We start from the raw sequence: 17,311 nt of genomic DNA, 5'->3' as shown, positions 1-17,311 counted from the left end.
GCCCGCGCCGTTACCGCCACCGGAGAAACCAGCATGTTCGACCTGATCATCCGCAATGCCAATCTTCCGGACGGACGGCTTGGCGTCGATGTCGGCGTCAAGGGCGGCAAGATCGCAGCGATCGAGATGGCTCTTGCCGCGACAGCGGGCGAAGAAATCGACGCCACCGGCCGCCTGCTCAGCCCGCCTTTCTGCGACCCGCATTTCCACATGGACGCGACGCTGTCGCTCGGACTGCCGCGCATGAACGTCTCCGGCACGCTGCTGGAAGGCATCGCGCTCTGGGGCGAGCTGCGCCCGATGTTGACCAAGGAGGCGCTGGTCGCGCGGGCGCTGCGCTATTGCGACCTCGCCGTCAGCCAGGGCCTTCTTGCCATCCGCAGCCACGTCGACACCTCCGATCCACGGCTGGTGACGGCCGAGGCACTGCTGGAGGTAAAGGAGAAGGTCGCGCCCTATATCGACCTGCAGCTCGTCGCCTTCCCGCAGGACGGCTATTTTCGCGCGGCCGACGGCGAGGCTTCACTGAACCGCGCACTCGATATGGGCATCGGCATCGTCGGCGGCATCCCGCATTTCGAGCGCACGATGGAAGATGGCACCCGCTCGGTGGAAGTGCTCTGCCGGATCGCCGCAGACCGCGGCCTGCCGGTCGACATGCATTGCGACGAGACCGACGATCCGATGTCGCGCCACATCGAGACGCTGGCGGCTCAAACGGTCCGTTTCGGACTTCAGGGCCGCGTCGCCGGATCGCACCTGACTTCGATGCACTCGATGGACAACTACTATGTCTCCAAGCTGATCCCGCTGATGGCGGAGGCGGAGATCAACGTGATCCCCAATCCGCTGATCAACATCATGCTGCAGGGACGCCACGACACCTATCCCAAGCGCCGCGGCATGACGCGGGTTCGCGAGTTGATGGCGGCCGGCCTCAACGTTTCCTTCGGGCACGACTGCGTCATGGATCCCTGGTACTCGATGGGTTCGGGCGACATGCTGGAAGTGGCTCACATGGCCATCCACGTGACGCAGATGGGCGGGATCGAGGACAAGCGCAAGATCTTCGACGCCATCACCGTGAATGCAGCGAAAACCATGGGCCTTGAAGGCTATGGCCTCGACGTCGGCTGTAAGGCCGACCTCGTCCTGATGCAGGCGGCCGATGTCAGCGAAGCGCTGCGGCTGAAACCGAACCGGCTCTGCGTGGTCAAGGACGGCAAGGTCATCGCCAGGACGGCGCCGCGCATCAGCGAACTGCTTCTCGACGGCCGGCCGGCCTCCATCGACATCGGGCTGGATTACATCCCGCAGACGTCGGCGCCCTGAGCTTTCGGACTTCGATTTCAATCCTCGAAGTCGCCGAAGACGTTCTGTAGCCGAGTAAGCTGGGCGACGCGCTCGCCGACCTCGTCGCCGAGGACGACGATGATGTTGCTCAGAAGCAGGTCCATGACCGCGACGGTCGTTGCTGCTCCATCCCAGAGCGGACCATGGGACCCGGGCACGACGAGGCAGATGTCGGAGACCTCCGGCGCCCAGGGGCAGAACTCGTCGGTGAAGAGGATGACCTTGACGCCGGCCCGACGCGCCTCCTCCGCCAAGGGCCGCGCCTTGGCGGCGAAGCGGCGTACGTCGTGCAGGAACAGCACGCGTCCCTCGACGGAACCGTCGAGCAGCTCGGCATAGGTGCCGTTGAGGCCATCGACGAACTGCACCCGCGACCGGGTATAGGATAGCTGGCTCGCGAAATACTGCGCGATGCCGCGTACGTTCTGGTAGGCAGCGACATAGACCTCGCTGGCAGCAATCAGAGCGTCGATCGCCTGCTGCCATTCCGGCGCGGTCGTCAACTCATAGATCATGCCGAGATTGTCGATCTGCTGCTGGATCAGGCCGGCAAGCAGCTTGCCTTCGCGGTTGTCGTCGCGCAGACGGCCAACCGATCCCTTCACCTGCCAGGCAGGATTGTTGGAGCCGTCGCGCCGAAGCTCCAGTTTCAGCTCGTCGAGACCGTCGAAGCCCATGCGCCGAAGATAACGCCCGACCGTCATCGGCGAAACTTCAAGCCGGGTCGCGATCGAACGCGCCGTCTCGAAGGGAATGTCGGCCAGATTACGCTCGATGTAGTTGGCGATGAGCTTATCAGATTTCGAGCGTCTGAGCTCGTCGCTGCGCACCAGCTTCAGGATTCGCTGCGCCACGTCCCCTCCCCTTGCATGATCGGAGCGGGACGCCGGCAAGCTAGCGCCGCATATCCCGCTCCGTCGCATCGCCTGTTTATTGCGCCGTCTTCACCTTCGTCCAGACCCGATCGAGCTGGCGCACGCCGGGGCCGAGATCTTCGAAGATCTGCAGCTTCTGCATGGTTTCCGGCGGCGGGTTGATTTCCTTGCTATTCTTGATCTGCTCGGGGGTCAATTGCCGCGCAGGCACGTTGGCCGTGCCGTTCGTCTGCTGCTCGATGTTGAGCGCCGCCACTTCGGGACGCGTGTAGAACTGCATGAACTTTACGGCGTTCTCCTTGTTCGGCGCGGTCTTCAGAACGCAGATATCCTCCTGATACATCGTCGCGCCTTCCTCCGGGATCACGTAGCCGAGATCCTTCGGATTGCCGAAGACGTCGACCATCGAGCCGACGAAGAAATGACCGGCCGCCACATCGCCGGCCGCGACCATCGGGCGGGTGTCATAGGTGAAGGCGGCGACATCCGGCTTCATGGCGATGATCGTATCGGCCGCCTGCTGCAATTCGGCAGGGTCGGTGGAATTGACCTTGTGGCCATTGAGGATGAGGCCGACCGACAGCACCTCGCGCATGTCGTCAAGCAGCGTGAATTTCAGGCCTTTGGCCTTCACGGTTTCGATCAGGTCGCGCCAGCCGGTCACGTCCTTGCCGAGCAGCGTGCGGTTATAAAGGATACCGACCGTACCGAAGGCATAGGGCAGGCAATATTCGCCCTTCGGGTCGCTTTTGGCGCGCAGGAACGTCGGGTCGATGTTCTTGAAGCCCTCATAGGTGTTGATGTCGGTCTTTTCGAGCAGGTCGAGCTTGGCCATGATGTCCTGCATGTGCACCGACGGGAAGACGATGTCGTAACCCGTGGCGCCACCCTGGATCTTCGCCAGCATCTCCTCGTTGGAGGAATAGGTCGAGAGGTTGACCTTGATCTGGGTCTCCTCCTCGAACTTCTTGAGGACAGCCGGATTGATGTATTCGCCCCAGTTGTAGATGTTGAGCTCGGCCGCTTGCGCCGTGCCGAAAAGGGCTGTCAGCGTCGCGAGGGACAGTGCCACTGTGCGCGCACGGGTCGCGAAGGCTCTCCTGCCCCCGCGGGTCGTCCCGTTTGTCATCGTCATCGAAATTCTCCTCTGATGGTTCTGGCCGGACGGCCTGACACGATCTTGACCGGCCGCTTCCGGATCACGGCTTCTCGTGGCCGTTGACTCCGATAGGCAAATGGTATCCATATATCGAAAACGCACAAGCGTTATTTGCATAACATTTTGGGGAACAGAAGTATGCAGAATTCCATCGTCCGGCTGGTGGAGGCGAGCAAGGCCTTTACCACTCCGGAAGGCGGCACCGTGACCGCTCTCGACCGTATAAATCTCGATGTCCGCCGCAACGAATTCCTGACCTTGCTCGGTCCCTCCGGTTGCGGCAAGACCACACTGCTGCAGGCGATCAGCGGCTTCGTCGAACTCGACGGCGGCTCGATCCTGATCGACGGCGAGGACATGACCGACCGGCCGCCCTATCGTCGCCCGGTCAACACCGTCTTCCAGAACTACGCGCTGTTTCCACATATGACCGTCGGCGAAAACGTCGCCTACTCGCTGGAGGTGGCGGGCGTTGCCAAGCCGCAGCGCCGGGAAAAGGTCGCGTCCGCCCTGAAGATGGTCGGGCTCGAAGGCATGGAAGCACGCAAGCCGCGCCAGCTCTCCGGCGGCCAGCAGCAGCGGGTGGCGCTCGCCCGCGCCATCATCGCCCGGCCGAAGCTGCTTTTGCTCGACGAACCGCTGTCGGCGCTCGACAAGAACCTGCGCCAGGCCATGCAGATCGAACTCAAGACGCTGCAGAACGAGCTTGGCATCTCCTTCATCTTCGTCACCCATGACCAGCAGGAAGCGCTGACGATGTCGGATCGCGTTGCCGTGCTATCAGGCGGGCGCATCCAGCAGCTCGATACGCCTCGCGCCATCTACGACCATCCGGTCAACACGTTCGTTGCAACGTTCATCGGCGCCAGCAATCTGTTCGAAGGCAGGCTCGACGGCGACCGGTTGATGACGGCTGACGGCATGGCGATCCGCCACCGGCCCTGCGAGCGGAAGATTTCGGCAGAGGCAACGGCGCTGATCCGTCCGGAACAGTTCTTCCTCGCCGAGGACAACGCTCCCTTCCCGACGATCGACGTCGATCTCGACCAGATCGTCTTCGTCGGCTCCACCTTCGAGCTGTTCGGTCGCACCGCCGAGGGCCGCAAGGTCGTCGCCGAGATTCCGGCCAACCGCCGCAGCCTCGTTGGCACGGTCGAGCAGACCCGTAAGGCGCGACTTGCCTATGATCCAGCCGCCGTGCACCTGATTGGCGAAAGCGCAGGTGCCTAAGATGACGATCGCCAGTCGCCGCCGCTTCCAGCTTGCACTCCTGCTCGGGCCCGTCTCGGCCTTTCTCGCCGTCTTCTTCCTCGGGCCGCTCGCGATCATGATCGTGACCAGCTTTCTCGCACCCGGCCTTTATGGCGGGGTGGAATGGACCTTCTACCCGCATAATTTCGGCCGCATTCTCGGCTTCGCCGATCCGATGTTCGAGGAGTTCGATCCGATCTACATCGCGATCTTCCTGCGCTCGATCGAGATCGCGGCCCTTACGGTGCTCGCGACCCTCCTCGTCTGCTACCCCGCGGCCTTCTGCATCGCCCGGCTTTCCGACCGCTGGAAGAACTTCTGCCTGTTCCTGATCACACTGCCCTTCTTCACCAGTCTGATCGTGCGGCTGTTCGTCTGGGTGCTGATCCTGCGCCAGACCGGCCTCGTCAACGAAGTGCTTCTATCCACGGGGCTGATCGAACGGCCGCTCGACCTGATCTACACCAAGGGCGCGATCATCCTCGGCATGACCTATGTGTTCATTCCCTTCATGTTCATGCCCGTCTATGCCAGCGTCGAGAAACTCGACTGGACGCTGGTGCGCGCCTCGCTCGATCTCGGCGCCGGCCCCGTGCGCACCTTCTTGCGCATCATCCTGCCCTTGACCGCACCCGGCATCGCCGGCGGCTCCGTCATCGTCTTCATCCCGGCGCTCGGCAACTTCGTCGTGCCGGCGGTGCTTGGTGGCGCCAAGGTGATGATGTTCGGCAACCTCATCGAGCAGCAGTTCCTCGCCGCCCGCAACTGGCCCTTCGGTGCAGCACTGGCGATGATGGTGATGAGCGTCATGCTGATCATGATGATCGCCCATGTCATCCTTTCCGGACGGCGCGGCGCTGCCGCCGCACTGGCACGGTGAGGCGCCCATGAAGATCGCTCGATCCCTTTTTACCGGTGGCCTGCTTGCCTACACCGGCTTGTTCTTCGCCTTCATCTACATCCCGCTCGTGGTCATCGCCGTCTATTCGTTCAACGCCAATCCGGTGAACATGATGACCTGGACCGGGTTCACCACCGAATGGTACGCTCAGGTTCTCGGCTTCAAGACCAAGGTCTCCGAGAGCGCGCTCTACATCGAATCGACGGGGCAGCTGCTGCAGGCGGTGTGGAACAGCCTGGTCATCGCCGCCTCGACAACGGCCATTGCAACCGTCTTCGGCACGGCGATCGCGATTGCGCTCTACCGCTTCGAATTTGTCGGCCAGCGCTTCTACCGGGTGGTGATGTTCATGCCGATGCTGATGCCGGATATCGTGCTCGGCATCGCGCTCCTGATCTTCTTCGTCAATTCCGGCATCCGGCTGGGCCTGACGACGATCATCATCGGCCAGTGCACCTTCCTGATCTCCTACGTCTTCATCGTCGTCTCGGCCCGCCTTGCCGGCATGGATCGCACGTTGGAACACGCGTCGGCCGACCTCGGCGCCAACGAATGGATGACCTTTCGTCGGGTGGTGCTGCCGCAGCTTTTCCCGGCGATCGTCGGCGGCGCGCTGCTCGCCTTCATCATCTCGATGGACGATCTCGTCATCACCTATTTCATCGCCGGCGTCGATGTCACGACGCTGCCGATGTTCATCTTCTCCATGCTTCGGCGCGGCATCAAACCGGAGATCAACGCCATCGCCGTGATGATGCTGACCTTCTCCTTCGTCGTCGCCTCGCTCGGCCTTTACCTTCGCTCCCGGCAGAAATGATCATGAACGACAAAACCTCTACGCCCTCCAGCGCCCGCGCCCGCGATATCGGCCTGCCCTTTGCCGGCCGCACCGGCCGCTTCAACGCCATCACGGATGTCGAAGGCATTGCCGTCGGCTTCCGCACTATCGAGGAGCAAACGCCGCGACCCGGCCGAAAGCGCCCGGTGCGCACCGGCGTCACCGCCATCCTGCCGCATGCCGGATCGGAAACACCGGTCCCGGTTTATGCCGGGGTGCACCGCTTCAACGGCAACGGCGAAATGACCGGCACCCACTGGATCGAGGACGGCGGCTTCTTCCTCGGACCCGTGATGATCACCAACACCCATGCGGTCGGCATGACCCACCACGCCACCATCCAATGGATGCTGGAGCGCTACAGGACGACCTACGACACCGATGATTTCCTCTGGCTGATGCCGGTGGTCGCCGAAACCTATGACGGCGTTTTGAATGACATCAACGGCCAGCCGATCACGGAAGCCGATGTGCACGCCGCACTCGACGCTGCCGCGTCCGGCCCGGTCCAGGAAGGCAATTGTGGTGGCGGCACCGGCATGATCGCCTATGGCTTCAAGGGCGGCACCGGCACCGCCTCGCGCGTCGTTGAATTCGGCGGCCGCGACTACACGATCGGCACGCTGGTCCAAGCCAATCACGGGCAACGCGACTGGCTAACGATCCGCGGCGTTCCGGTCGGCGAACACATGCGCGACGGCACGCCGCAAAGCCAGATGCAGGAGCGCGGCTCGATCATCGTCGTGATCGCGACCGACCTGCCGATGGCACCGCATCAACTCAAGCGCCTGGCGCGACGGGCGGCGATCGGCATCGGCCGCAACGGCACGCCCGGCGGCAACAATTCCGGCGACATCTTCCTCGCCTTCTCCACAGCCAACACCCAGCCGATGGCCCACAGGGCGCCGCCGCGACTGTCGCTGGAAATCGTCAACGACGAGCTGCTTGACCCCGTCTATCTCGCGACCGTCGACAGCGTCGAAGAAGCAGTGGTGAACGCGATGATCGCGGCCGAAGATTCCGGCGGTACAGCCCATGATCGCTTCAAGATCCAGGCGATCCGGCATGAGCCTCTGATGGCGGTTATGCGGGCCTATGGCCGATAACCGACGGACTTGGCGATACCTCTCGGAGCCGGTGACTTAGCCGGCTCCAGGCGAGTTCAACCGCGCACGGCGCCAGTCGCTCGGGGCTTCGCCGACCCTCAGGCGGAAGAAGCGCGAGAAATAGGCGGCGTCGGCAAAGCCGATCTCATAGGCAATGTCTTCGAGTGGCCGGACCGTAAAGAGCAGCAGGCGCTTGGCCTCAAGCAATCGCCGCTCGTTGATCAGTTCCTTCACCTGCATGCCGAAGGCATCCCTGCTCGCCTTGGCAAGCAGGTGCGGCGTCGTGGCGAGCGCATCGGTGTAGTGCCCGACGCTCCAGTTCTCGCGGAAACGCAGATCGATGAGCCGGCGCAGTTCCGTGGCCAGCATCGCCTGTGTCGGCTGGGCGGTGGGCGGTGCTGCGGCTGCCAGGCGGGCGATCTGGGTCAGCACGGCGGCGACCAGAGACGCCAGCATCCGCTGCGCGCCCGTGGCACCGCAGGCGTACTCATCAGCGACGATATCGAGCAGTTCCGCAAGACGGCGCCAATGCCGGTCTTCACCGTCGCCACGGATCATCATCGGCGTATCGAGCCCCAGCGTCGTTTGCTCGCGGATGGAGAGCAGCGCACCATCGGCAATCGAGACGACGATCGCGTCGCTCGTCTCTGGATCGACCGAAAACCCGTGCACGATGCCGCTCGGCACGAAGCTGATGGCGGGTGCGGAAAAGTCCAAAGGCTTGTCGTCGATGAAGTAAGTTCCCCCGCCGCTCAGCCAGTAGGTGATCTGTCCCATCTGGTCGTGCTTGTGCGCCTTGACCTGGCCCTGATGCAGGTTCCGCCGCGCCATCACCGTCTCGACATGGAAGAACCCGGGCTCGACCTTCTGCTCCGGTTCGCCATAGACGAAGAAACTTGGAATGCTGCTGCTCATGCTCCACCCGAAAAAGTCCAAGTCATTTTGCCATTCTGTCCATGGCCGCTGCCGATTTCAACGCCTAGCCTTGACGAAACTCAAGGAGGAGAAAATGAGAGCAGAGGATTTCCGCGCCGACAGGGCGCGGCCCTTCACCGGCGCCGAATATCTGGAAAGCCTGCGCGACGGCCGCGAAGTCTATATCAATGGCGAGCGCGTCCACGACGTCACCAGCCATCCGGCGATGCGCAATTCCGCCCGGTCGCTCGCAAGGCTCTATGACGCGCTGCACGACCCGGCGAAGAAGGATATCCTGACGTCACCGACCGACACGGGCTCGGGCGGCTACACCCACAAATACTTCCGCGTCGCCCGCTCCTCCTCCGATCTTGCGGCACAGCAAGGCGCGATCGCCGAGTGGGCACGCATGTCCTATGGCTGGATGGGCCGCACCGCCGACTACAAGGCGGCGCTGATGAACACGCTGGGCGCCAATGCCAACTGGTACGGGCCGTTCAAGGACAATGCGCTCGCGTGGCACCGACGCGCCCAGGAAGCCGCCCTCTTCATGAACCATGCGATCGTCAATCCGCCGATCGATCGCCACAAGCCGGCGGATGCGGTGAAGGACGTGTTCGTCCACATCACCAAGGAAACGGATGCCGGCATCTACGTCTCCGGCGCCAAGGTGGTCGCAACCTCCTCTGCGCTGACGCACTACAATTTCCTCGCACAGAGCTCGGCGACGGCGACCGAGGATCCCTCGCTCTCCGTCATGTTCATCGTTCCGATGAACGCGCCGGGCATCAAGATGTTCTGCCGGGTCTCCTACGAGCAGACGGCCAACACGGTCGGCCATCCCTTCGACTATCCGCTGTCGTCGCGCTTCGACGAGAATGACGCGATCCTGGTGCTCGACAATGTCTTCGTGCCCTGGGAGGATGTTCTGGTGCTGCGCGACGCCGCCAAGATCCTCTCCTTCCACCCGGCCTCCGGCTTCATGCACGGCTACTGCTTCCAGGGCTGCACCCGCTTCGCGGTGAAACTCGACTTCCTCGCCGGCCTGCTTGCCAAGGCTTTGAGGGCGACCGGCGGCGACGCCTTCCGCGGCAACCAGGCGGCGCTCGGCGAGGTCATTGCCCTTCGACACATGTTCTGGAGCTTCTCCAACGCCATGGCGCATAACCCCATTCCCTGGGCCGACGGCGCGGTGCTGCCCAATCTCGAAGCTGCGCTTTCCTACCGCACCTTCATGTCGGAGGCCTATCCGCGCGTCGTCGAGACGATCCGCAGGGTCGTCGCCTCCGGCCTGATCTACCTGCCCTCCTCGGCGCGCGATTTCGGCAATCCCGAGATCGATCGTTATCTGGCGCAATATGTGCGCGGCTCCAACGATATGGGCCATATCGAGCGCATCAAGATCATGAAGCTGCTCTGGGACGCGACCGGCACCGAGTTTGGCGGGCGGCACGCGCTTTACGAACTCAACTATGCCGGTGCACCCGAAGAGGTGCGGCTGCAGGTGTTAAAGGGCGCCGAGCGCGGCGGGCGTCTGAAGGAGATGGAGGCGCTCGTCGATCAGTGCATGGCCGACTACGACGAGAACGGCTGGACCGGCAATACCTGGCTGCCGCCGCTCGACGACAACGCCACCCTTCGCAGCGCAGCCGAGTGAGGCCGGCCATGGAACCGCTCGTTTCTAAGACCGAGTTTCGCAATGCGATGGCGCGGGTCTGCGCGCCGGTCAACGTCATCACCACCAACGGACCCGCCGGACGCGGCGGGTTCACGGCCACCGCCATGTGCTCGGTAACCGACGAGCCGCCGACGCTGCTTGTCTGCATGAACCGGAACTCCACCCAATGCGGGCTGTTCATCGACAACAGGCGCTTTTGCGTCAACGTGCTCAGCCACGACCATCGGGATCTCGCCGGCCATTTCGCCGGCGCGACGCAGGACATGGCCGCGCGCTATGCCGCCACCGACTGGGTCGAGATGCAATCGGGCAGCTTCGCCGTCAAGAATGCGATCGTTTCGCTCGACTGCGAACTGGCCGAGGCGCGGCTCTTGGGAACGCACCATATCCTCATCGGCCGGGTCGTCGGCATCCGCTCGCGCAGCGATGGTAATGCGCTGCTCTACTTCGACCGCAACTATGTACACGTGCCGACGCAGCTCGGAAGTTTCGGCGGGTAAGCACGGACGCAGCGTCGCTGGTTCGGTGCAAACACGGCATCCTTCGCCACAGAGCCGGCGCAATCCACATCCAGTTGCTGTTCAGCGCCTTTTGTTTTTTCCCTAAAACGCGTCTATTGCCGGGCGTGGAATGAGAAAGGAAAACGGAATGGTGGTTGCTGAGCCAGCCGGACGTCCGACGACGGACGCGAAAGGCAGGGAATTCGATCGCTTGGCCGCCCTTGGACATCTCGATATCCTCGACACGCCAAGGGATGAAGGCCTTGAACGGGTCGTACGGCTGATCAAACAGGTCTTCTCCATAGAGATCGGCATCGTCTCCTTGGTCGATGCACATCGCCAATGGTACAAGGCCTGCTCCGGCCTTTCGGCCGACGAGGTCCCGCGCAAAGAGACCTTCTGCCGATATGTCGTCGTCGCCGAGGAGCCTCTCGTCGTCCACGACGCCACGAAGGATGCACGCTTTTCGCAGCACCCGGCCGTGGCCGGTCCCGAACATGTTCGGTTCTACGCAGGCGTCCCGCTGAAGACGCGGGACGGGCATACAGTCGGGACCGTGTGCGCGATCGATCGCGCGCCACGACAGTTCACTGAGACGGATCTTGCGATCCTGATGGAGTTGGCTGGCGTGGCGATGGACCGGATCGATCTGCTCCGCTCGGCCGCGACGGATGGACTGACCGGGACGCTGACGCGGCGCGCCTTCCGCGAGGAAGCGGACAAGCTGATCTCGCTCGCGGTGCGGCACCAGCATGACCTGTCTTGCATCGTCCTCGATGTGGACCATTTCAAGCGGGTCAACGACACACACGGGCATGCGGCAGGAGACGAGGTCTTGAAGGCCGTTGCCTCCATCTGCCAGTCCAATCTGCGAGCAAGCGACCTCTTTGGGCGGCTCGGCGGCGAGGAATTTGCCGTCATGCTGCCGCATGTCGACGCGACAGGCGCGCTGACGGCGGCGGAAAAACTGCGGGCAGCGATCGCCGCTCAGACGATCCACGGTGAATTCGGCCAGCTCGCGGTGACTGCGAGCTTCGGCACCGCCGCCCTTTCGGCCAATAGCAGGGATAACGCCACCTTGCTCGCCCAGGCGGATGCGGCGATGTATCTCGCCAAGGCCGGCGGACGAAACCGCTGCGTCGAATGGAGCAGTCTCGAAGCCCGCTATCCGCTCGGTCCGCGCCAGCGCGTGCTGAAGGCCGGAACCATTCTCTTCGACGACAGGCATTCACGGATCGACTGCACCATCCGGTCGCTGGGCGCCGATGGCGCGGCGGTTACGGTCTCGAATTCCGCCGGCATACCACCGGAACTCGTTCTGGTGGTCGCCGGCGACGGTTTCGAAACCAAGTGCCAGGTGGTGGCACGGGACCGGCAGAACCTCGAACTCGCTTTCGGATAAGCCTGTTCGCCCGTAAGCAGAGATCACGACACATGATGAAGGGGCGCCGGTTGGGCGCCCCTTATCGCTTCTTCGCGCGGGATGCTATTCCGCGGCCGCTTCCAGGCCTTTCGGCGAAGGTGTCGCCTTGCCCTGGAACTTCCTGAACAGAAAGAAGTAGAGCTTGATATACTGACCGACGAGAATGGCGTTCAGGATCGTGCCTTCGCGGATGAACTTGACCTCTGCGAGGAAGAGCAGACCGATACAGGCCGACAGAACCAGCAGCGTGCAGTCGAAGCCGGTCTTGATGTTGCCCCACTTCCAGCCGGTGCGCTTGAAGATGGTGTTGACGAACATGTCGATCGGCATCAGCACCAGATTGGCGCGGATCATCAGGAACAGGCCGAAGGCCAGCGCCGCATCGGCAAAGACCAGCAGCGCCACCCGCAGCGGATAGGCCTCGAGCTTGATGAACTCGGTGATCCCCAGGTTGAAGTCCAGGAAAACCGCCAGCACGAAAGCCGGGATCAGCGAGGCGAAGTTCTTGAGCTTGAAGTCCTTGGGCAGGACCAGATAGGTCAGGAACAGCATGATCAGTTCGAGCATGAAGTTGTAGGTGCCCTGGCTGAAGGGCGGATAGACCAGCGTCATGGTCCGCGTCAGGCTGCTCTGGGGTGAAATGCCGATGCCGGCGCGGATCGCCAGGCTGACACCGAAGGTCAGCACATAGATGCCGACGACATACATGATCCAGCGCCGCGTCAGGCTGCCGGTATCGACGATTTCGGCTTCCGCCGCATTGTGTGCCATTGTTTCCTCCCTCGAAACGAGGCGGAGCTCCTTACCCCGCCGGCCCATCGCCCCCTCAGCGATGCGCTTTTAAATCTTTCGGCATGTCCGCCCATTGTCGCGGAAGCACGCCACTTTCCAGGCAGACGGACGCCGAAACGCCCGTCTCCTTTTTCTGAATGGCTCTAGGCCATGAAGCGGAACCGGTGCAACGAGATGAACAGGCTGAGCAGCTTGTTGACCACCGGTTCGCCTTCGTTGCGGTTGCCAAGAGCTTCGAGCGCCGCATCGATCGCAGCGGCACTGGCCGTCAGTTGCTCGACGCTCATGTTCGCCATGACCCCGTAGATCTCCAGCGGCATGACGGCCTTTTCCACCCTGTCGTCGGTGACGATGCAGGCGCCGGCATGGGTATCGACCCGCTTGAGGCAATGGCACATCTCGGCGCTGTCCTGACCGACGACGACGAAATAGGGCTTCGGCGCCGGCCAAAAGGTCGCCACTGCGCCACGATCGACATGAACGCCCTTGAAAAGCCCGTTCACCACATGGCGTTTGCCGTCGGCATAGCGCTGGACGACCGACAGCCGGCTCATCTTCTTGCCCTCATGCTCGGCAACGACCTTGCCATCCTTCAGCGGAACCCAGATTTCCTGGTAGAATTTGGCGTGGCCGCGGCCGTAGACATCGAACAAATAGACCTTGGCCTGCGTGCCGTCTTCCGACACTTCCAGGGGCACGATGTCCAGTTGCTCCGGCGAGAGATCGGCGAGGCCGGAAACGCCGTCCTTGCACATGCCGGAATAGTCGATGTCGGCATTCTTCAGCAGCTTGCGGTCTTTTGCGACCAGTTCGCCATCCTTGAACACGTAGAGCGGATTGATCTTCGACAGGCTGTCGGTCAAGACGATATCGGCGAACCGGCCGGGCGTCAGCGAACCGATCTTGTCTTCCATGTGGAAAGAACGCGCGGTGTTGTAGGTCGCCATCTTGATCGCGTGGATCGGGTTGATGCCCATTTCGGCTGAGAGCGAAATGATCCAGTCCATATGGCCCATGGTGAGCAGTCGCTCGATCGAGATGTTGTCGGTGCAGAGCATGAAATTGTCGGTCGGCCATTTGCGGTCAACGATCGCGCGCAACAGCACCTTGATCACCTCGCTGCTGCCGACCCCGAACTTGATGTGCGTCGGGAAGCCGTAGCGAATGCTCTTCTCGATATCCTTCTCGTTCCAGACGTCGTGATTGTTGGAGACGCCGATCGCCGGCAGGTAGTTGAGGATCATGTCGGAGAGCGCGGTGACGCCCCAGTGGCCGTTCATAAAGCCACCCTTGGCGCGGACCCAGGCCGCCTTGCGGAAATCGTCGTCGTTGCCGGAACTGTAGGTGAAGTGCTCGAACTCCCCGAGGCCGATCACCGGTTCCAACTTGAGCACCGCTTCCGTCACCGATGCCGCCGTCTTCTTGCCCGGTGCGAAGGCATAGAGCCGATAGGGCAGCTGCTCGTAATCCCGGAAAAGGCTCTCGGCCGCTTCGATGCCTTCCTTGCCGGCGGCGCTGAGCAGATCCAGGCACTCGGCATAGATCGTCGTCGTGCCGCAGGGAACCATCGCCTCGGCGAGCGCCGTCGGGTGCGCGAGCTGGGATTCGAAATGGATATGCGCGTCGATCAGGCCGGGGATCGCATAGAGGCCCTTGCCGTCGAAGACTTGCTTGACCTTCAAGACGGTCTCGTCGGGGTTGAGCGCAACGATGCGCTTGTCGTAGACGAGAATGGACCCCTGGTAGACGGTCTCTCCATGAACATCGAGGATGTTCAGGTTCTTCAAAAGAAGATCCGCCTCCCGCTCGCCGTTCAGGATATCGAAGATGGCGCGCACCTTTTCGTAATGCGCGGCTTCAGTCTGGTTCACGAATAGTCCTCCACTTTCAGAGTCGTCGGCGCCTGCCCATAACCCGCCATATTCAGCGGGTGCAGTGCCGGCAGCGCGCCCCTCGCCAACCATAAGAAGTCATTGCACCGCTTCCGAAAAGCAGTATTTTCTGCTCGTACCGTTCGCTTTTCGAGAACGATTAAATGGGGAAGACCATGCTGCATTCACGCGTGCTGCGCTATATCGACGAGGTGGCGCGCTCAGGCTCGATTCGCGGGGCGAGCGAACGGCTGAACGTCGCTGCCTCGGCCATCAACAAGCATGTGTTGCAGCTTGAGGAGGATATCGGCGAGCCGCTGTTCGAGCGGCTGCCGCGCGGCCTCAGGCTGACGCCGGCCGGCGAAATCCTCGTCGCGCATGTGCGCCGGACCATGAAGGAATACAGCCAGGTCGAAGCCGAGATTCGCGATATCAAGGCGCTGCAGAGCGGCGAGGTGATCATCGCCACAATGAACGGCCTTGCCGGCGGCATCGTGCCGAAGGTGGCTGCGATCTTCGGCGCACGGCATCCACGCCTCAAGATCACGATCCGGGTGATGTTCGCCCGCGAGATCGTTCAGGCGGTGGCCGGTGGCGAGGCCGACCTCGGCTTTGCCTTCAGTCTCCCGCCGACGCCGCAGGTCGAGACACTCTGGAAGATGGACACCCGCCTCGGCGCGGTCGTTGCTCCGGAACACCCGCTCGCCGGCATGGAATCATTGCCGCTGGCCTATTGCCAGCCCTACCCGCTGATCTTTGCCGACAAGTCGATGCAGATCCATGGCATCGTCGCCGACGCCTTCGCTGAGGCCGGGCTGACAGTCGAGCCGAGCTATCTCACCAATTCCATCGAGGCGATGAAGTTCCTGGCCGCGGCCGGCGACGGCATCGCTTTCCTCAGCAAGTTCGACATTACCGAGGAACAACGAAACGGCGTGCTGACATATCTTCAAATCCGCGACCGGACTTTTGCAAAGAACGTGCTTTCGCTGGTGCAGCGGGAAAGACGCGGCCACGGCCTGGCCGCCGCCATGTTTGCCGAAGAGATCATCCGGGCCTTGCGGGCGACGATGGAATAGCCGGCTTACCCGGCCCAACGCCGATACGGTTTGTCGTCCCGGGGGTCAGAGCTGAATCCAGGCGGTCTTCAGATCGATGTATTTGTCGAGCGCGTGCAGCGACTTGTCGTGACCATTGCCGGACTGCCTGACGCCACCGAGCGGCACTGTGTTGTCGGCGCCGCCATAGGTATTGACGTGCACCACGCCGGCGCGGATGCCGCGCACCATGCGGTGCGCGCGCGACAGGTTCGCAGTCCAGACGGCCGACGCCAGACCGTAGTCGGTCGCGTTGGCGATCCGGAGTGCGTCGACCTCGTCATCAAACGGTATGACCGCAAGCACGGGGCCGAAGACCTCCTCCTTCGCCAGCTTCATATCCGGCTGAACGTCGAAAACGGTCGGCTGCATGTAATAACCGCCAGTCTCCTCGAGGATGCGCTTGCCGCCGGAGCGCAACCTTGCACCTTCAGCCTCGGCCTCTCTGACGAAATCGAGGTTCTTCTTGAGTTGAACCTCGCTCGAAATCGCGCCGGCCTCGGTCGCAAGAAACAGCGGGTCGCCGACCTTCACGGATCCTGCGATCGCTGCCACCTTCTCGGCGAAGGCTTCGTGAATGGAGCGCTCGACAAGCAGCCGCGAACCGGCAACGCAGACCTGGCCGGAGTTGCGGAAGATGCCATAGGCGGAAATGCGCGCGGCCTGGTCGAGGTCGGGTGCGTCGGCAAAGACGACGTTCGGCGACTTGCCGCCGAGTTCGAGATAGACGCGCTTGAGGTTCGAGCGCGCGGAATATTCGAGCAGCCGACGACCGACGCCGCCGGATCCGGTAAAGGCGAGAACATCGATGTCGCCATGAAGGCCGATCGCCTCGCCCGTGGTCGCGCCGCGACCGGTCACGACATTCAAGACACCCTCTGGCAGACCGGCCTCGGCGCAGATCTCCGCGAGCTTGAGCAGGCTGAGCGAGGCGCCCTCGGCCGGTTTCAGCACGACGGAATTGCCGGCGGCAAGCGCCGGCGCGATCTTCCAGGCGCCGATCATCAGCGGAAAATTCCAGGGAACGATCGCGGCGACCACGCCGATCGGTTCGCGGTGCACGAGACCGAGAATATCGTCGGCCGTCGGAGCGATCTCGCCATAGACCTTGTCGAGCGCCTCAGCATAGTAGCGGAAGGTGCCGGCGGCACTGCCGGGTTCGGCCTTCAGCGCCATAGAGATTTCCGTGCCATTGTCGCGTACGCCGAGAACGGCCAGCTCGAGTGCCTGCGCCTCTATGATCTCGGCAATGCGCGTGAGAACCTTTTTGCGCTGGGCCGGGGCAGCCTTCGACCAGCTTCCCTTCTCGAAAGCGGCGCGGGCGGCCTGGACCGCGGCATCGACATCACCGGCTGCCGCGTCGGCGATCGTCGTCAGATGCCTGCCGTCGATCGGCGAGACGACATCGAGGCTTTGACCGGAGAGGCTCTCCTGCCAACGCCCCCCGATGAACAGTTTTTGGGCCGCAACGGGCAGGTTGCGCAATTGATCAATCTTGTCCTGCATCGTGTCCTGTCCCGTTTGGTTTGCAGGGATGGCGGCAAGCCGCCAT

General features: G+C 62.6%; 15 protein-coding genes. 9 read left to right on the top strand and 6 right to left on the bottom strand.

Annotation, left to right across the window (positions count from 1 at the left end; all coding sequences use genetic code 11):
• The first annotated feature begins 33 nt into the window (after window positions 1-33).
• Complete coding sequence (locus tag ASD01_RS05820) at window positions 34-1,332, top strand: amidohydrolase family protein (RefSeq protein ID WP_034787847.1); 1,299 nt, start codon at window positions 34-36, stop codon at window positions 1,330-1,332.
• A gap of 17 nt (window positions 1,333-1,349) precedes the next feature.
• Here the strand turns inward: ASD01_RS05820 and ASD01_RS05815 are convergent, their stop codons facing one another.
• Complete coding sequence (locus ASD01_RS05815) at window positions 1,350-2,207, bottom strand: MurR/RpiR family transcriptional regulator (RefSeq protein WP_034787843.1); 858 nt, start codon at window positions 2,205-2,207, stop codon at window positions 1,350-1,352.
• A 76-nt stretch (window positions 2,208-2,283) separates the two neighbouring features.
• Window positions 2,284-3,363, bottom strand: a complete 1,080-nt coding sequence (locus ASD01_RS05810) for a polyamine ABC transporter substrate-binding protein (protein ID WP_234852724.1) — start codon at window positions 3,361-3,363, stop codon at window positions 2,284-2,286.
• 162 nt (window positions 3,364-3,525) lie between these two features.
• Between ASD01_RS05810 and ASD01_RS05805 the strand changes: the two genes are divergently transcribed.
• Genes ASD01_RS05805 through ASD01_RS05790 form a run of 4 tightly spaced genes read left to right on the top strand, consistent with a single transcriptional unit; the run spans window position 3,526 to window position 7,483 of the window.
• Window positions 3,526-4,617: an ABC transporter ATP-binding protein gene (locus tag ASD01_RS05805; RefSeq protein WP_034787836.1), complete on the top strand. Its 1,092-nt coding sequence runs from the start codon at window positions 3,526-3,528 to the stop codon at window positions 4,615-4,617.
• Between the two features lies 1 nt (window position 4,618).
• The gene (locus ASD01_RS05800; protein ID WP_034787833.1) at window positions 4,619-5,518 is read left to right on the top strand and encodes an ABC transporter permease; all 900 of its coding nucleotides are present in this window, start codon (window positions 4,619-4,621) and stop codon (window positions 5,516-5,518) included.
• The gene (locus ASD01_RS05795) at window positions 5,469-6,356 is read left to right on the top strand and encodes an ABC transporter permease (protein ID WP_234824461.1); all 888 of its coding nucleotides are present in this window, start codon (window positions 5,469-5,471) and stop codon (window positions 6,354-6,356) included. The genes ASD01_RS05800 and ASD01_RS05795 overlap by 50 nt, the downstream gene beginning before the upstream one ends.
• A 2-nt stretch (window positions 6,357-6,358) precedes the next feature.
• The gene (locus tag ASD01_RS05790; protein WP_034787986.1) at window positions 6,359-7,483 is read left to right on the top strand and encodes a DmpA family aminopeptidase; all 1,125 of its coding nucleotides are present in this window, start codon (window positions 6,359-6,361) and stop codon (window positions 7,481-7,483) included.
• A 36-nt stretch (window positions 7,484-7,519) separates the two neighbouring features.
• On the opposite strand, the gene ASD01_RS05785 is transcribed toward ASD01_RS05790, so the two are convergent.
• Window positions 7,520-8,398: a helix-turn-helix domain-containing protein gene (locus tag ASD01_RS05785; protein ID WP_034787830.1), complete on the bottom strand. Its 879-nt coding sequence runs from the start codon at window positions 8,396-8,398 to the stop codon at window positions 7,520-7,522.
• A gap of 94 nt (window positions 8,399-8,492) precedes the next feature.
• Here ASD01_RS05785 and ASD01_RS05780 point away from each other — a divergent pair, with 94 nt between their 5' ends.
• The 3 genes from ASD01_RS05780 (at window position 8,493) to ASD01_RS05770 (ending at window position 11,978) form a co-directional block, all read left to right on the top strand.
• Window positions 8,493-10,055 carry a 4-hydroxyphenylacetate 3-hydroxylase N-terminal domain-containing protein gene (locus ASD01_RS05780; protein ID WP_034787827.1) on the top strand — a complete coding sequence of 521 codons (1,563 nt, stop codon included), beginning with the start codon at window positions 8,493-8,495 and terminating at the stop codon, window positions 10,053-10,055.
• A gap of 8 nt (window positions 10,056-10,063) precedes the next feature.
• Entirely contained in the window at window positions 10,064-10,576 is a 513-nt protein-coding gene (locus ASD01_RS05775; RefSeq protein ID WP_060643633.1) for a flavin reductase, read from the top strand.
• A 148-nt stretch (window positions 10,577-10,724) separates the two neighbouring features.
• A complete protein-coding gene (locus ASD01_RS05770; RefSeq protein ID WP_060643632.1) occupies window positions 10,725-11,978 on the top strand; it encodes a sensor domain-containing diguanylate cyclase in 1,254 nt (417 codons plus the stop codon).
• Between the two features lie 84 nt (window positions 11,979-12,062).
• On the opposite strand, the gene ASD01_RS05765 is transcribed toward ASD01_RS05770, so the two are convergent.
• Together ASD01_RS05765 and ASD01_RS05760 are read right to left on the bottom strand one after the other, a co-directional pair.
• Window positions 12,063-12,770 (bottom strand): YczE/YyaS/YitT family protein, encoded by a 708-nt coding sequence (locus tag ASD01_RS05765; protein ID WP_034787819.1) that lies wholly within the window; start codon window positions 12,768-12,770, stop codon window positions 12,063-12,065.
• Window positions 12,771-12,934: 164 nt separating this feature from the next.
• Window positions 12,935-14,662: an amidohydrolase family protein gene (locus tag ASD01_RS05760; RefSeq protein WP_034787816.1), complete on the bottom strand. Its 1,728-nt coding sequence runs from the start codon at window positions 14,660-14,662 to the stop codon at window positions 12,935-12,937.
• A 176-nt stretch (window positions 14,663-14,838) separates the two neighbouring features.
• Here ASD01_RS05760 and ASD01_RS05755 point away from each other — a divergent pair, with 176 nt between their 5' ends.
• Window positions 14,839-15,741: a LysR family transcriptional regulator gene (locus ASD01_RS05755; RefSeq protein WP_060604378.1), complete on the top strand. Its 903-nt coding sequence runs from the start codon at window positions 14,839-14,841 to the stop codon at window positions 15,739-15,741.
• 45 nt (window positions 15,742-15,786) lie between these two features.
• On the opposite strand, the gene ASD01_RS05750 is transcribed toward ASD01_RS05755, so the two are convergent.
• Window positions 15,787-17,265 carry an aldehyde dehydrogenase gene (locus tag ASD01_RS05750; RefSeq protein ID WP_060643631.1) on the bottom strand — a complete coding sequence of 493 codons (1,479 nt, stop codon included), beginning with the start codon at window positions 17,263-17,265 and terminating at the stop codon, window positions 15,787-15,789.
• Between the last annotated feature and the right edge of the window lie 46 nt (window positions 17,266-17,311).

Origin of the sequence: Ensifer sp. Root423, from assembly GCF_001426275.1 — a bacterium.
Classification (GTDB): Bacteria; Pseudomonadota; Alphaproteobacteria; order Rhizobiales; family Rhizobiaceae; genus Ensifer; species Ensifer adhaerens.
Note: the sequence above shows the minus strand (reverse complement) of the source record. Positions and strands in the feature narration are given on the sequence as shown.

Excerpts from the sequence above, each read along its gene's own strand:
- ASD01_RS05820 (WP_034787847.1), top strand. The coding sequence starts at position 34 with ATGTTCGACCTGATCATCCGCAATGCCAATCTTCCGGACGGACGGCTT.
- ASD01_RS05810 (WP_234852724.1), bottom strand. The coding sequence starts at position 3,363 with ATGACGATGACAAACGGGACGACCCGCGGGGGCAGGAGAGCCTTCGCG.
- ASD01_RS05805 (WP_034787836.1), top strand. The coding sequence starts at position 3,526 with ATGCAGAATTCCATCGTCCGGCTGGTGGAGGCGAGCAAGGCCTTTACC.
- ASD01_RS05800 (WP_034787833.1), top strand. The coding sequence starts at position 4,619 with ATGACGATCGCCAGTCGCCGCCGCTTCCAGCTTGCACTCCTGCTCGGG.
- ASD01_RS05795 (WP_234824461.1), top strand. The coding sequence starts at position 5,469 with ATGTCATCCTTTCCGGACGGCGCGGCGCTGCCGCCGCACTGGCACGGT.
- ASD01_RS05790 (WP_034787986.1), top strand. The coding sequence starts at position 6,359 with ATGAACGACAAAACCTCTACGCCCTCCAGCGCCCGCGCCCGCGATATC.
- ASD01_RS05785 (WP_034787830.1), bottom strand. The coding sequence starts at position 8,398 with ATGAGCAGCAGCATTCCAAGTTTCTTCGTCTATGGCGAACCGGAGCAG.
- ASD01_RS05780 (WP_034787827.1), top strand. The coding sequence starts at position 8,493 with ATGAGAGCAGAGGATTTCCGCGCCGACAGGGCGCGGCCCTTCACCGGC.
- ASD01_RS05775 (WP_060643633.1), top strand. The coding sequence starts at position 10,064 with ATGGAACCGCTCGTTTCTAAGACCGAGTTTCGCAATGCGATGGCGCGG.
- ASD01_RS05770 (WP_060643632.1), top strand. The coding sequence starts at position 10,725 with ATGGTGGTTGCTGAGCCAGCCGGACGTCCGACGACGGACGCGAAAGGC.
- ASD01_RS05765 (WP_034787819.1), bottom strand. The coding sequence starts at position 12,770 with ATGGCACACAATGCGGCGGAAGCCGAAATCGTCGATACCGGCAGCCTG.
- ASD01_RS05755 (WP_060604378.1), top strand. The coding sequence starts at position 14,839 with ATGCTGCATTCACGCGTGCTGCGCTATATCGACGAGGTGGCGCGCTCA.
- ASD01_RS05750 (WP_060643631.1), bottom strand. The coding sequence starts at position 17,265 with ATGCAGGACAAGATTGATCAATTGCGCAACCTGCCCGTTGCGGCCCAA.